The sequence below is a fragment of the Paenibacillus sp. MAH-35 genome (assembly GCF_058135425.1).
Genome location: NZ_JBYUPU010000008.1, coordinates 214,136 through 229,373 on the forward strand (window position 1 = coordinate 214,136; position 15,238 = coordinate 229,373).

Genomic DNA, 15,238 nt, shown 5'->3' on the forward strand with positions numbered 1-15,238 from the left:
AAAACGACGAAACGGTTTCATCGTTTCGTCGTTTTTTATAAAAAATTTATTCGTCTACAGCTGTACGGCGTACGAATGCTGTTTCAACAGTTTGATGGCCGCGTCCATATCCACCTCATTGCGGAACGACAGCCGGAGAACGCCCGGGACGTCCGCCCTGCTTTCGCTAATATGGAGGTTGCTCAAATTAATCCGGTGGTTGCCGAGCAGCGTGGCGATTTGTCCGATGATGCCGGGGTGGTCCGGAATATCGACGTAGACGTCGTAGACAGACGTCAGGACGCCCTTTTTCCTCTCGGGCAGCTGGTTGCGGAAGGCGCCCGCCCGCTCGAACTCGCGCACGATCCCGTCTCCGTCGCCGTTCTCCACGAGAGCGGTCAGCTTGGCGATCTCCGCGTTCCAATCGCGCATCAGCTTGAGCATCACGCTGCGGTTGTTCAGCAGGATGTCCCGCCACATATCGGGATGACTGGAAGCGATCCGCGTAATGTCGCGGAAGCCTCCGGCCGCCAGGCTCTGATACAGCCCGTCCTTCTCGTTGTAGCCGGCGATCTGGTTAACCAGCGCCACCGCGATCATATGCGGCAGATGGCTGATCGCTCCGACGATCTCGTCGTGCTGCTCCGCATCTACGCGAACGATCTGAGCCCGCGTATACTGCAGCAAATCCGTCAGCTTGTTGTAAGCCTCCTCAGGCGTCGACTCGTCGGGGGTTAATACGTAGAAGGCGTTCTCGTACAAGTTGTAGTCCGCCACTTCCACCCCGGATCTTTCCGAACCTGTCATCGGGTGGCCCCCGATGAAGTGAATGCCGGGTACGGCTCTCTCCCTCGCATGTTTAACGATCGTCGCCTTCGTGCTGCCGACATCGGTTATGATGCATCCCGGCTTCAGACGCATTTGCAGCAGCTCGTCCAGGTAGGGTTCCAGCAGGCTGACGGGGACGCAAAGGAAAATAAAATCCGCGTCCTCGGCTACTTCCTGCATCGAGGTGCTGGCCTCATCGACAACTCCGAGACTCACATACTTCTCAACCTGGGACGGCCGATTGGAGTGTCCGGCCACCCGGATGCCCGGTTTGTCCTTCAAGCATAACGCCAGCGACCCTCCCATTAAACCGACGCCAAATATAGCTACCTTTATCATTTCGAATCACTCTTCATTGTCAAATTTAAGCTTGAACCGCTACCTCGTCCAGCACCTGGGTCAAAGCCGCGATAAACTTGGCGTTTTGCTCCTGGCTGCCGACCGTTACGCGGATTTTGGTCGGAAAGTCGAGCGCATGGCCGCCGCGGATAATAAATCCTTTACGGAGCAAGGCGTCGAACACTTCTTTGGCGGGACGCTGAACGTCTACCATAATGAAATTTCCGTAAGCGGGATAATACGACAAGCCAAGCTTGCGGAATTCTCCGGTCATATATTCGATCCCGGCCGCATTCATCTTGCGGCAGTAGGCGATAAACTCCTGGTCCTTGACGGCTGCTTTGGCGGCCGCTTGAGCGAATCGGCTCGTGTTAAACGGCTCGCGCACTTGGTTGATCGAATGAATGACGTCCGGATGTCCGACGCCATAGCCGATCCGCAAGGAGGCCAGGCCGTATATTTTGGAAAAGGTGCGAAGCGTAATCACGTTTTTATATTGCGGAAGAAGCTCGATTCCGTCCGGGAATTCCACGGAATCCGTATATTCGATATAGGCCTCGTCCAGGACGACCAGCACATGCTGAGGCACCTGCTTCAGGAAATCGTTCAGCTCCGCGCGGGTAACCATCGTACCGGTCGGGTTATTCGGATTGCATACCCAGACGATTTTGGTACGTTCGTTGATTTTGGCCAGCATGCCCGGCAAATCGTGCTTGCCGTCTTTTAGGGGAACTTCAATCGATACGGCCCCTTCGATCTCGCAATTGTGCTTGTACTGCGGGAACGTATGAGTCGCCATGACCGTCTCGTCGCCCTTCACCAGATAAGCGCGGGCAATCATCAGGATGACTTCGTCGGAACCGGCTCCGAACAAAATCTGGTTCGGCTGAACGCCCAGATGGGCGGCCAATGCGGCAGTCAGCTCCACGGCTCCGCCGTCGGGATACAAGCTGACCGAATCGATTTCGGCTTGGATCGCTTCTTTTGCTTTCGGTGAACTTCCGAACGGATTTTCGTTGGAGGCCAGTTTGATAACTTCGCTTAAGCCCAGTTCGCGTTTTACTTCTTCGATCGGTTTCCCTGGCTGGTAAACCGGCAGATGGACGATAGTTGATTTCGGCTGCACGGATTTCACCTCTATGAAAGATTGGATGCTGCTATTTTTCGATATAACTAGTATTGTAACGTATTTGAAAGCGGCTTGCTAGTAGAAACGTCAGAGTCGATCCGCCGGTAGCCGTGCAGGCGGCAAAGGAATGAAAAGACCTTCTCCCTGCACGGGGGAGAAGGCGGTTAGAGGAGAGGCGCGCGGCTGTCCCGGCTCCAGCTCTCGATTTCTTCGCAGAGCGACTGATCGGTGTGCAGACCGCCCCAGTACATTTTAAGCTCTCTGTTCATCCGTGCCAGCTCACCCGCTCCGATGCCCAGCTCGGTAAAAAAGCGGAACCCCGGTATCGTCTCCCGGAACAACGAGAACCGGGACGGCCGGTACATCGTCTCTTCCCCGACCCATTCGGCGGCAGGCCTTAAGGCGGGCAGACTGTACGTTTGCTTGCGGATGAACGTCTGAGCCTGCTGTGAGGTCAAATAGTGGAGCAGCGCAGCGGCCGAATCTTTCACTTTGGAGCTCCGGTTGACTCCCAGCCCTATGGCCAGAAGCAGCGACCGGGGCGTGCGGAAATGAGGCACCGGGGCGACATCGAACGGGACCCGCTTGTGCTGCAAATAGTTCAAATAGAAAAAGCTGGTGACAATCATCGACGCTTTGCCTTTGGCGAGCAGCATCTCCGATTCGCCCGTCGCTACGCCGTCGGTCAGATGCGCCATATCCCGCTTGATATCCCGGCATGTCCGGAGAACCTCCATCATCCGGGTGCCGGATAAACGTATGGAGCCGTCAGGATTTCGTTCGAACCGGGCATCCGATTGTAGGAGCAGCAGCGGCCAGCGGTTAACCGAATAGAAATCGTAATGGAAGCCGACTCTCTCGTTCGGAACGGCCAGCTGCTCCGCCGCGCGAATCAGATCTTGCCACGTCCAGCTGCTGTCCGGCTCGGACAATCCCTTCTCGGTAAAATGCGACCGGTTATAGGCAAGCAGCAGAGGGGAAAAAATAAACGGCTGGACAAGCAATTGCCCTTCCGACGTAAAAGCGTCGGACAAGAACGGGTACATATCCAGGTTGCGGGGCAGCGGCTCGAGCAGCTCCCTCCCCCCGTTTTCGATGCAATCCCGGAAGTCGGTATAGTTCATCATAGCGGCATCCAGAATGCCGCCTTCAAAATAGTTACCTATATAATGGGAGCTTGTGCTGGTAAGCGGAACGGCTTGCACCCGGACAAACGGATTGTCGGCCTGAAAAAGGCTGATCAGTTTCAACAGGCTCGCTTCCCCGATCACCGACGAGTGAAAGCCGAATTTGACCGTCGTTACGGATTCGTCGGGCGGGGCTATCACTTTGTTGCCGACTCTCGGTATTTTCTCGAGAAGCCCTTCGCCGACAAGCTGCTCCAGCCCTTTGCGGACAGACTGGTTGCTCAGCCCGAACAGCTCGGTCAAAGCTTTCTCGGAAGGCAAATATTCGCCGGACGGCCTCTTGCCGGTAATGATATCGTCACGCAGCCGGTTAACCATATCGCTTAACCGCTCGCGCGGGCTTTTCCGGACTTCCTTATTTTCCATGGGCTACCCTCTTTTGTCGTCGTTACGATTAAGACTATTATAGCAAGCGTCCTGCAACGCCTGTCAACTTCTGGATCGGGACACTCCGGCCAGCCGGAGAGCGTATTAAGGAAGGATCAGATTGCCCTCCGTATGGCGCACCGCTGCGGATTGCTCCGGCAATCCGGACCGGTCGACGCCTTGCTCGACACACGCGGCGTGGAGCATAGAAGAGCCGCCGCCGAATGCAGCCGGGTCCGTCTCGTAGCGCCCGCCCGTGAACTTGGAGCCGACCGCTTTGTATTGATGGCAGCCGCCCCGTATGACGAAATGCGCCATATCCGGCGCCCCTGCTATACTCGTAAGATGGCCCAGGTTCCATGTCACGGTTTGCGCCGGGTCCGTATGCAGCAGAAACGCTCTGGCGCCGTTTACTCCGCGGAACACAGCTCCGCCGTCGACGGAGACGGTTTGAGTTCGGCCCGCTCCGGAAGCGGCCTCCTCCTCGTTGCCGGACCATGCCCCTGTCAGCTCCAGCCCGCAGTTGACCATACCGCCGCCTTGGATGACCAGCTCGCGGCAGGCGGCTTCCACCTTCCCCGACTCCGTCGACGCCCCGATCAGCCAGCTGTTCTGCAGCGTCAGCTTATGAATGCTGCCTATCGTGATCTGTTCGATATTGCGAATTTCACTATGGACGATTAGCAGATCGGCGTCGACGGGCAGCATTCCGACAGCGGCCCCTTCGGCAGGTTTGCGCGCAAGCTCGGCGTGCGGGGTCATCGTAAATCCGCAGCCGTCGATTACATTCGGCCGTTCCGAGCGGGAGGAGCTCCTGGATAACGTAACCGATCCTTCGGCTGTGCAGCCTCTCATCTGAAGCCCGTCGGCATTGGCCCATATGGAACCGGAATCGGGCAACCCTTCCTTAACATAAGCGCGGCAATCTTCCAATGTCAGATCGGTTATTTTCTTATGAGCGATAATTCGCGAAGCGATATGTTTTCGGACCGTAATCCGTTTAGCGCTGTCCCCCCATGTCGATCCGCTGTTGGCGAACGACAACAAACCCGAATTGCCGGTATAGACGAGGTCGTGCTCAAACTGGCCGTGCGTAACGAAGGGGCCATAATCGTCGCCGTCGCCGTGACAGTTCTCCACCATACAATAGGCGGCGCATGTAAAATCGTTCAGATGACGGGAATTGCTCGTGTTGCAGTCGCGCACATGACCGTACAGGACGTTGATCTGCTGCGTAAGATAGCCTGTTCCTCCCCAGTCCCGTTCTACCGGATTCATCAATTCGCACCGCTCGGTTACGTAAAACGTGTTGTATCTCCTCATAATAACCGGCCAAAACACACCTTCTGCGCGAATGTCCGAGACGTCGCATTCAACTGCGAATTCAAAGGCCAGCGGACTCGAGCCGATCTGGTCCCATGTATCGAACGGTCTTACGGTCGTCGAGACGCTGGGCGGTACGGGGACGCCGGTAAACTTCATGTTCCGCACACGGCTGCCGGTGACGGGATTCATTTTTTTGAAACTGATCGTTCTTCCGGCCTCGAGAGCCCACCCGAGCTTGTAATTCATCCGAATATGGGTCGCATCGATCCGCTCCGTCACCTTCACCATATAGTCCAGCTCGCGCTGGGCGCCTCCGCCCGGTCTGCTGCTTACCCGCGCCACCCACCAGTCCCCGACTGCAAAGGCGGCGCTGTCGGCCACCTCCACGACGTCGGTCATTTCGGCCAAATCAGCGCTCAGCGTCACCTGCTGGCTCTCCCCCGACTCAAGACCGCGGAAGCAGATAACGGTTCCCAGCGGATTATCCTTCGAGTTCAGCTCGATTCCTTCGGTCGTAACGGTGTATCCCCCAAAATCGAGTTCGATCCGGCTGCGGTGAAACACGTGTCTTTTTCTAAAATTCAAGTTTGAATGCGCTTCGATGCGTTGAATGGCCGGATCGTTAACCATCGCGTCCAGCGCGTCGTCCGCGGACGATTGTTCGCCGAAAATACCGAACCAGCGATAATCGCCGGTCCCGTCATGAATCGTATGCCAGCGGCCTCGCTTTTCCGGATCGGAATGCGGATTATGCACGGTGCCCCCGTTATCCTTGCTCGCGCTTGTTTCGTTATAGCGAACCCATTTGCCCCCGCCGTCGCCTTCGGTATAATAACCGGCCAAACAAACGACCGCCCCGTGCACCCGCTGGTCAGGAGCGAGTTGGAACAGGGCCGAGACGTTCGGAATATGGATCACCGGATAAACTTCGCCTGCACATACGGTTTGCCGCCCATCTGTATTCATTGCTCTGCCGCAACTCCTTGCTCCCGTTTCATCCGGATCAATGCGATGATGGATTTGTGATTTGAATCTGGTTTGTTTTTGATTATAAGCGCGCCCGCAAGCAGTGTCAACGAAGTTGTAACCCTTTTCCATCTTACCGCCACCTCTTGAAAAAAAGGTCCGTCCGGCCGAAGCCGTCGGGACCTTGAACCATTGCCGGATTATCGAATGATGATCGAAGCCGAGCTTCCGCCCCAGGCGATAACGACATACTCGCCGGGAGCAAGCTTATCGGTCGGCAGGAACGCCTCTTGCCCTGCAATCGTTTCTACTTTTTTCGCTGTTCCCGATCCGATCGCACGTTCCAGGTCGCTTTTCGTTGCGCTGCCCCCCCGCTTGACCAGGTACACGATCGCCGCTTTATCCGTAATGACGGCTATAGGCGAGCCCGCCTGAACCGCACCCGGATTCACGACCGTCAAAGAAGGCCCGAACTCGAAGCTGACCGTAACGTCGCTAGCCAGCGGAACTCCTCTATCATCCGTCAACGTTCCGGCCGGCAGGGTTAGCGTGATCGGGTCCGGCTGACCGGCCGCAAAAGTGAAACGGATTACGGAGTCCATAATCTCGATCGTGTCGCCCGCCTCGTACGTATAACTTGTTACCGTGCCCGTAGGTTTATAGGTGGAATACGTTACGCTTTTGCCCAAATCCTCCATCGTGCCTCGCGCATTTCGAATCGGCTTATTAAATCCGATATCGACGAACCGGCTGTTGCTGTACACTTGCACCGAGTTTTGGGCAAGCGGCGTTTCCGGCGAAGCGAGAAGGCGAATTTCCTGATCCGGGCTGTAATCGCTCATTAAATAATAACTGTTAAGCGCTACGATGACATAGTCTCCTGCAGGGAGCCCCGCCGTATGAAAGGAAACTTTCTGATTGGCTTCCCCGAACGCACGCTGCCCCTGCTTGGCAGCGACCATATAGTCGAGCATCGAAATATATCGGTCCGTCCCTCCAGGCACCAGGTACAAAAAGCCGCGCTGATCGGCTATCCCGTATACGGTGTCGCCTACCGTGGCGATGCGCAACTGATTGACATACACGCTTTCGGTTACCGAGCCTTCCAGCGGAATCAGGCTTCGAGGGGAAAATGTACCGGGAGGCGGAACGATTTCGTCGTCGTCGTCGGAGCCGCTGCCCGCAGACGGGCCGGGAACCGGGAGCAGCGGCTTCACCACATCTCCGAGCGTTAATTCTTTGTCCCCGATCTTAATCGGCGTCTGAGCCGTGGCGTCACTGCCGATCTCGATCCGCTGCGGCTGCTTCTCAAACTGTGCGCCTGGCGCATTGACTACCGCGAGCTGGACGTTTCCTTCGCCGAATACCGACACGGCCGCATGGATGATCAGCGATAAGAGATTGGCTTCTTTCCCGATGACAAGCTTCGTTTGTCCGGACAAGCGGTCTATCGTCAGCTTGGAAACCGAACCTTTCGGAATTTCGAGCAAGATGCGCTGCGCCAATACGTGAACGGCTTCGAAGCTGCCGACCAGCGTAATTTGCGCCTCCGCCGGCAATTGGCCGGTTAACGTCACCTTGCCGACGGCGTTATCTGCGGCTTCATCAGCTACGATAATGGCCGCCGTATGCAAGCTTACCTCTTGAATGGAGGCCGTTCCTTTCAACACGATGCGAACCGTGCTGATTGTATTGTTGACAGATACGATTCCAAGCACAGTATCGACAAGATGCACGCTGTTGACTCCGCCGCCCAAAATACGGGTTGTGCCGGTCACGGTTACGTTTTTCAGCGTAACGTCGCCCTTGCCGATCCCTGCGGCCAGAATCAGATCGCCTTCGATCTTCATGTTCTGGAGCGTCACTCCGCTTGCCGTTACTTGAATATTTCCTTTTATCGTTTCCGTTCCGCTTGCAGGTCCGTATACTCCAGGTTTGTGGTAAATCGGAGAGCTGGAGGCACGATCCAGCATAACGACCGCTTCCGCGCGGGTTACGAGTCCTGCCGGGCGAAAGACGCCGTCTTCATAACCGTCGACGATCGCATGTTCGGCGAGAATCCCGATCGGAGCGCGGCTCCAGTCCGGAATCGAGGCGGCGTCGGCGAATTTCGCAGCGCTGCCGTTCTCTTCTCCATTCATACGGAGCAGCCGGGTGACGATGACCGCCAGCTCCTGCCGGCTCACACTGGCTTCGACGCGGATGCTGTTGTCCTCATACCCTTCGATATAGCCGGCTTTCACCGCTTTGGCCGCTTCCGCGTATGCCCAGTGATCGTTTGTCAAATCCGCAAATGAGATCGCCGCCGGTTCTTTCCAGCCGTATACCCGGTTGATGAGCGCGAACAGTTCTCCGCGTTTGATCGAATCATCCGGACGCAAACTTCCATCTTCATAACCTTGAATGTACCCTTGATCCAGCCAGGCGGACAGCCGGGCTTGCGCCCAGTGCCGTTGACTGTCTTTCGGCGCGTCAGCCGCATAAGCCGATGACCAGCCGGACGAAAGCATACTTGCAACAAGCAGTGTGGCCGATAGCCGCTTTAATCGTTGAAACACGCGTTTAGCCCCCCGTTCTTTACGCTAACGTCAGATTCCCCGCACTATGCCGGATTCCGGCCGACTCGGCCGGCAAGGACGACCGGTCGACATTTTCTTCGATGACGGAATTGACAAATAAGTAGTTGCCGCCTCCGAACCCCCCGCCCGATACGGCATATTTCCCGCCCACGAACCGCGATCCGAACGCTTTCAGCTTATGAGTGCCGCCTTCAATATGAAAATGCGCCGTATTCGCATCGGCCGCCGTGCTCGTGCAATCGCCGAAGCTCCACGTAATGACGTTGCCCGGGTCCACGCTTTTCAGAAACGCCTTCTCGCCGTTTGTGCCGCTGAACACTGCGCCTCCGTCGATCGTAATCGACTGGTCCGGCGTATTTTTCGCATTGTTCACATCGCCGACCTTGTCCCATGCTCCGGTGAACAGGAAGCCGCAGTTGATCAGCCCGCCGCCCTGCATGATGATTTCCCGCGTCCCGACCTTCACTTTGCCGCTTACCGGCAAGCCCTTGAACCATGTATTAATCAGCGTCAGCTTGTTGATGCTGCCGAGATTGATTTCTTCCACGTTTGTAAACTCGGTATTGAGGATCGTCAGCTCGCCGTTGCTCGGCGTAAAGCCGACTTGCGTCGTACCGGCACGGATCGGACGGGCCAGCTCGTACCCGTTCATCATTCCGAACGAGCAGCTGTCAATAATGTTTTTCCGTTTGCCGCGCGACGAGCCCTTGCTGATCGTAATCATTTCCTGCGCCGTACAGCCTCTCATCTGCAAGCCGTCCATGTTCACCCAGATCGATCCGGAGTTGGACATTTTCGTCCCCGGCTTCGTGTACGTAACCACCGCATGGCAATCCTCCAAGGTCAGATCGGTCAGCCGCTTGTTCGCCACAATCCGCGAGGCGATATGCTTCTTCACCGTGACGCGCTTCGCGCTGTCGCCCCAGAACGTGCCGCTGTTCGCAAACGACAGCAGCCCCGAGTTGCCGATATACGTCAAGTCGTGCTCGTATTGGCCGTGCGTGACGAACGGTCCGTACTCGTCGCCGTCCCCGTGGCAGTTCTCGACCATGCAGTAGGCCGCGCACGTAAAGTCGTTCAGATGGCGCGCATTGCTCGTGTTGCAGTCTTTCACATGCCCGTACAGCACGTTGATCTGCTGCGTCAAATAACCGGTGCCGCCCCAGTCGCGTTCCTCCGGGTTGATCAGCGTACAGCGCTCGGTCAGGAAGTGCGTGTTGTACCGCCGCATGACGACAGGCCAGAACACTTTCGTCGCGTTAATCCCAGTTGCGTCGCACTCTACCGCATACTCGTAAGCGACCGGGTTCGAGCCGATCTGATCCCACTCCGGCGTAGGTCTGACGCTCGTTCCGTTAACCGGCACCGGAATGCCGATGAAGTTCATGTTGCGCACATGGCAGCGCACTGCCGGCCGGATTTCCTTATACGTAATCTGACGTCCTGCCGCGAGCTGCCAGCCGGACTTGTAATTGAACCGGACATGATTGGTCGCCGGGAACACTTCGGTTACCATAATCATATAGTCGAGCTCTTTTTGCGCTTTGCCGCCCGCGTTCGCCGAGATGCCTGCATGCCACCAGCTGCCGATCCGGAACGCCGAAGCGTCCGCCACCTGGAACATGTCGGAGTATTCCAGTATGTCCTCAGTCAAAGTAACGGTCTGGGTCGCCCCCGTTGCCGTCCCTTGGAAAAACATCACCGCGCCGAACGGATTGTCCAGCGTGTTCAGCTCCATCCCTTCGGTCGTCACCGTATGGTTGTGGAAGTCTACCTCCAGATTGCTCCGGTGGTACACGTGCCGCTTCGTAAAGTTGAGGTCCGAATGGGCTTCGATCCGGTGGATCGTCAGATCGCCCGCCATCGCGTCCAGCGCCGCATCCGCATTTTGGGTGCTATCGAATATGCCGAACCAGCGGAAATCCGCCACTCCGTTATGTACGACCTCGAAGCGGCCTTTATGTCCGCTGTCAACATAACGCATTTCACGGCTGTTATCGCTTTTCACCCATTTGCCCCCGACAAGGGCGTGAACCGTTCCGCCGTTATCCGCCTTCGTGCTGCTGGCATCCCAGCGTACGACTTTACCGCCGCCGTCGCCGTTCCGCTCGTAACCGCCTACAACGATACGCTGTCCGTTTCTCAGCGAATCGGGCGACAGGGCGAGCAGTTCCTTCACGTTCGCTACCTGCAAAACGGCGCGGCCGGCATCTGTGCCGCCCGGCCGTTCGTTATCCGCATAAGCGAACCGCCCGCCCAGCGCCGCGGAGCCGGCCAGAACGGCGCCTCCGATGCCAAGCGTTCTTAACAAACCTCTCCGGCTGAACGGTTTTGCAGCCGGCTGTTTATCCGGCCCCGTTCCGTTCGCCGCACCCTGTTTTCCTTGATCCTTATCGTCCATTCGTCATCGGCTCCTTTCCTAACAAGATGGCCTTAAATCGTCAGGTTCCCTGCGCTGTGTTTGATCTCCGCAGTCTCCGCCGGCAGCGACGAGCGGTTAACCCCTTCTTCGATAACCGACGTAATGAACATATAATTGCTTCCGCCGAACCCCCCGCCCGATACGGCATATTTCCCGCCCACGAACCGCGATCCGAACGCTTTCAGCTTATGACTGCCGCCCTCGATATGAAAATGCGCCGTATTCGCGTCGGCCGCCGTACTCGTGCAATCGCCGAAGCTCCACGTAATGACGTTGCCCGGGTCCACGCTTTTCAGAAACGCCTTCTCGCCGTTTGTGCCGCTGAACACTGCGCCTCCGTCGATCGTAATCGACTGGTCCGGCGTATTTTTCGCATTGTTCACATCGCCGACCTTGTCCCATGCTCCGGTGAACAGGAAGCCGCAGTTGATCAGCCCGCCGCCCTGCATGATGATTTCCCGCGTCCCGACCTTCACTTTGCCGCTTACCGGCAAGCCCTTGAACCATGTATTAATCAGCGTCAGCTTGTTGATGCTGCCGAGATTGATTTCTTCCACGTTCGTAAACTCGGTATTGAGGATCGTCAGCTCGCCGTTGCTCGGCGTAAAGCCGACTTGCGTCGTACCGGCACGGATCGGACGGGCCAGCTCGTACCCGTTCATCATTCCGAACGAGCAGCTGTCAATAATGTTTTTCCGTTTGCCGCGCGACGAGCCCTTGCTGATCGTAATCATTTCCTGCGCCGTACAGCCTCTCATCTGCAAGCCGTCCATGTTCACCCAGATCGATCCGGAGTTGGACATTTTCGTCCCCGGCTTCGTGTACGTAACCACCGCATGGCAATCCTCCAAGGTCAGATCGGTCAGCCGCTTGTTCGCCACAATCCGCGAGGCGATATGCTTCTTCACCGTGACGCGCTTCGCGCTGTCGCCCCAGAACGTGCCGCTGTTCGCAAACGACAGCAGCCCCGAGTTGCCGATATACGTCAAGTCGTGCTCGTATTGGCCGTGCGTGACGAACGGTCCGTACTCGTCGCCGTCCCCGTGGCAGTTCTCGACCATGCAGTAGGCCGCGCACGTAAAGTCGTTCAGATGGCGCGCATTGCTCGTGTTGCAGTCTTTCACATGCCCGTACAGCACGTTGATCTGCTGCGTCAAATAACCGGTGCCGCCCCAGTCGCGTTCCTCCGGGTTGATCAGCGTACAGCGCTCGGTCAGGAAGTGCGTGTTGTACCGCCGCATGACGACAGGCCAGAACACTTTCGTCGCGTTAATCCCAGTTGCGTCGCACTCTACCGCATACTCGTAAGCGACCGGGTTCGAGCCGATCTGATCCCACTCCGGCGTAGGTCTGACGCTCGTTCCGTTAACCGGCACCGGAATGCCGATGAAGTTCATGTTGCGCACATGGCAGCGCACTGCCGGCCGGATTTCCTTATACGTAATCTGACGTCCTGCCGCGAGCTGCCAGCCGGACTTGTAATTGAACCGGACATGATTGGTCGCCGGGAACACTTCGGTTACCATAATCATATAGTCGAGCTCTTTTTGCGCTTTGCCGCCCGCGTTCGCCGAGATGCCTGCATGCCACCAGCTGCCGATCCGGAACGCCGAAGCGTCCGCCACCTGGAACATGTCGGAGTATTCCAGTATGTCCTCAGTCAAAGTAAGGGTCTGGGTCGCCCCCGTTGCCGTCCCTTGGAAAAACATCACCGCGCCGAACGGATTGTCCAGCGTGTTCAGCTCCATCCCTTCGGTCGTCACCGTATGGTTGTGGAAGTCTACCTCCAGATTGCTCCGGTGGTACACGTGCCGCTTCGTAAAGTTGAGGTCCGAATGGGCTTCGATCCGGTGGATCGTCAGATCGCCCGCCATCGCGTCCAGCGCCGCATCCGCATTTTGGGTGCTGCCGAATACGCCGAACCAGCGGAAATCCGCCACTCCGTTATGTACGACTTCGAAGCGGCCGCTCATGCCGTTCACACTATGCACCGTGCCGCCGTTATCCGCCTTCGTGCTGGCGGCGTTCCACCGAACGAGCTTGCCGCCGCCGTCGCCGCTATTATTGTAACCGTTTACAACAACATGCTGGCCATCTTTCAGCAATCCCGGCGGCATGGAGGTCAGCTCGGCTACGCTCGCAACCTGCAAGACGCGCCCTGCCTTCTCGGCATTGGATGGGGGAGCGTCCGCCATCGCCAGCTTGGAGGCGAAAGCGCTGCCTGCCAGCATGGCGCCTCCGATGCCAAGCGTGCGAAGTACATGTCTTCTGCTGATCGCCTTGTCCTGGCCGGCTGCCGCCGCATCCGTCGTTCCCTTGTGTTGCTCCTGATTCATCGCTAACAGCTCCTTTTCATAAAGGGATGGGAATGAAGCAAATCACATCCGTTGTCTTCGTTTCGCTCTACCAATTGACTCGTTTGTGATTTGTTTATAAACCAAAGCTCATCCTTAATATTTAAAAAAACACTCGAAAGGTTTAACTCTGGTTTGTTTATTCATTATATCTCCCTCTTGTAAGCGCCGTCAACGATACTTTCTTCGTAATCCCCGTTAGTTTGCGCGCGTCATTCGAGGAAATGGCATCATTTTCTAATTTGATACTGATTCGTTTTTCGTAAATCAAAACTGCTTGTATCTCCACTTCCGGCTGTACGGGAGCGGCCCCCTGCCTTGCAACCGCCTTCAAAAAACTATCGGTTTCCGCGTTGCGGCGCCTTTCTTTTCTTTTGGAATCCCGGGGTATTCATGCTACACTTTTGTAATGGACAACGGCAAACCAACCGTGTCTTTTCTTGATCCTTTCATAAAAATTGCAATTGAGGAGAAGATCATCATGAACGACTCGAACCAAACCAGGCCCGAACACTTGACTTGGACGAAGGAAGATATTTGCGCCCATCTCGGCGATGATTACGACTCTTTCATGGGGGCGATCGTGCCGCCCATTTTCCAGAATTCGTTGTTTACCCGCAAAACGAAAGACCACGGTTATGTTTACACCCGGATCGGAAACCCGACCACCGATATTGCGGAACGCAAAATCGCCGCGCTGGAAGAAGGCGAAGCGGCCAAATGTTTCTCCTCGGGGATGGGTGCGATCTCCTCGGCCATCATGTACTGGATGAGTCAGGGAGCGCATGTCGTCTGTGTCCGCAGCGCCTACGGGCCGACACGCGAATTTCTCGGCACTTATCTGAAACGGTTCGGTGTGGAGACCACCTTCGTGACCGGAGACAGCATCGCCGAGTTCGAAGAAGCGATCCGGCCGAACACGAAACTGATTTTCCTGGAAAGCCCGTCCTCTCATCTGTTCTATATGCAGGATCTGGAGGCGGTCGCGAAGCTGGCGAAAGCGCACGGAATCGGAACGGTCATCGACAGCACCTGGGCGACTCCCCTGTACCAGAATCCGCTGCGCTACGGGATCGATATGGTCGTTCATTCCGCATCGAAATATTTGGGAGGCCACAGCGATATTATCGGCGGCGTCCTCATCGGCAGCCGGGAGAAGATGGAGCAGATGACGCATGGCGAGCGCGCCTTGTTCGGCTCGAATATGGACCCCCACCAGGCTTGGCTGCTGCTGCGCGGACTCCGTACTCTCCCTATTCGAATGAAGCAGCATCAAGAATCGGGTATGCAGGTAGCGGAGTTCCTCGAAAATCATCCGAAGGTGGAGACCGTCTACTACCCGGGGCTCGCCAGCCATCCGCAGTACGAGCTGGGGCGCAACTATTTGTCCGGTTATACCGGTCTGCTCAGCTTCGTTCCGAAAGGAAGCGAACAGGCGATCTCCGAGATGATCCGGCGGCTGCGATACTTCGAGCTGGGTCCGAGCTGGGGCGGCTTCGAAAGCCTGATCAACACCCCGGGTCTCGGAATCTCGGAGGAAGCCTCCCAAGCTACCGGAATCCCTCACGGACTCGTCCGTATCTCCATCGGACTGGAGCGGGCGGAGTCGCTGATCGAAGATCTCGATCAGGCGCTTAACAGCTTGACATAACCGCATTTTCGATTCGAAAAGTTACACGAACGACAGCAAACCTGAAGATCCGTTTCCTTTCAAGGCGGGAGGGAAGCGGATCTGTTCCATTCACAGACGATCGCCGAGTGAC

Annotated in this window: 8 protein-coding genes; 1 reads left to right on the plus strand and 7 read right to left on the minus strand. The window is 56.6% G+C overall.

Going from position 1 to position 15,238, the window contains the following annotated elements:
• Nucleotides 1–54: 54 nt before the first annotated feature.
• From AC3Y2E_RS11490 to AC3Y2E_RS11520, 7 genes are all read right to left on the minus strand, one after another.
• Nucleotides 55–1,146: a prephenate dehydrogenase gene (locus AC3Y2E_RS11490; protein ID WP_379210253.1), complete on the minus strand. Its 1,092-nt coding sequence runs from the start codon at nucleotides 1,144–1,146 to the stop codon at nucleotides 55–57.
• Between the two features lie 25 nt (nucleotides 1,147–1,171).
• On the minus strand, nucleotides 1,172–2,272 hold the full coding sequence (gene hisC, locus AC3Y2E_RS11495) for a histidinol-phosphate transaminase (RefSeq protein ID WP_379210255.1): 1,101 nt from the start codon (nucleotides 2,270–2,272) through the stop codon (nucleotides 1,172–1,174).
• Nucleotides 2,273–2,439: 167 nt separating this feature from the next.
• Complete coding sequence (locus AC3Y2E_RS11500; RefSeq protein WP_379210257.1) at nucleotides 2,440–3,828, minus strand: extracellular solute-binding protein; 1,389 nt, start codon at nucleotides 3,826–3,828, stop codon at nucleotides 2,440–2,442.
• Between the two features lie 105 nt (nucleotides 3,829–3,933).
• Nucleotides 3,934–6,120: a putative phage tail protein gene (locus AC3Y2E_RS11505; RefSeq protein WP_379210259.1), complete on the minus strand. Its 2,187-nt coding sequence runs from the start codon at nucleotides 6,118–6,120 to the stop codon at nucleotides 3,934–3,936.
• A gap of 200 nt (nucleotides 6,121–6,320) precedes the next feature.
• Nucleotides 6,321–8,678 carry an S-layer homology domain-containing protein gene (locus AC3Y2E_RS11510; RefSeq protein ID WP_379210261.1) on the minus strand — a complete coding sequence of 786 codons (2,358 nt, stop codon included), beginning with the start codon at nucleotides 8,676–8,678 and terminating at the stop codon, nucleotides 6,321–6,323.
• 19 nt (nucleotides 8,679–8,697) lie between these two features.
• Nucleotides 8,698–11,100 (minus strand): putative phage tail protein, encoded by a 2,403-nt coding sequence (locus AC3Y2E_RS11515; RefSeq protein WP_379210263.1) that lies wholly within the window; start codon nucleotides 11,098–11,100, stop codon nucleotides 8,698–8,700.
• A gap of 32 nt (nucleotides 11,101–11,132) precedes the next feature.
• The gene (locus AC3Y2E_RS11520) at nucleotides 11,133–13,457 is read right to left on the minus strand and encodes a putative phage tail protein (RefSeq protein WP_379210265.1); all 2,325 of its coding nucleotides are present in this window, start codon (nucleotides 13,455–13,457) and stop codon (nucleotides 11,133–11,135) included.
• Between the two features lie 499 nt (nucleotides 13,458–13,956).
• On the opposite strand from AC3Y2E_RS11520, the gene AC3Y2E_RS11525 reads away from it, so the two are divergent.
• Nucleotides 13,957–15,126 (plus strand): trans-sulfuration enzyme family protein, encoded by a 1,170-nt coding sequence (locus AC3Y2E_RS11525; RefSeq protein WP_379210267.1) that lies wholly within the window; start codon nucleotides 13,957–13,959, stop codon nucleotides 15,124–15,126.
• Nucleotides 15,127–15,238 lie beyond the last annotated feature (112 nt).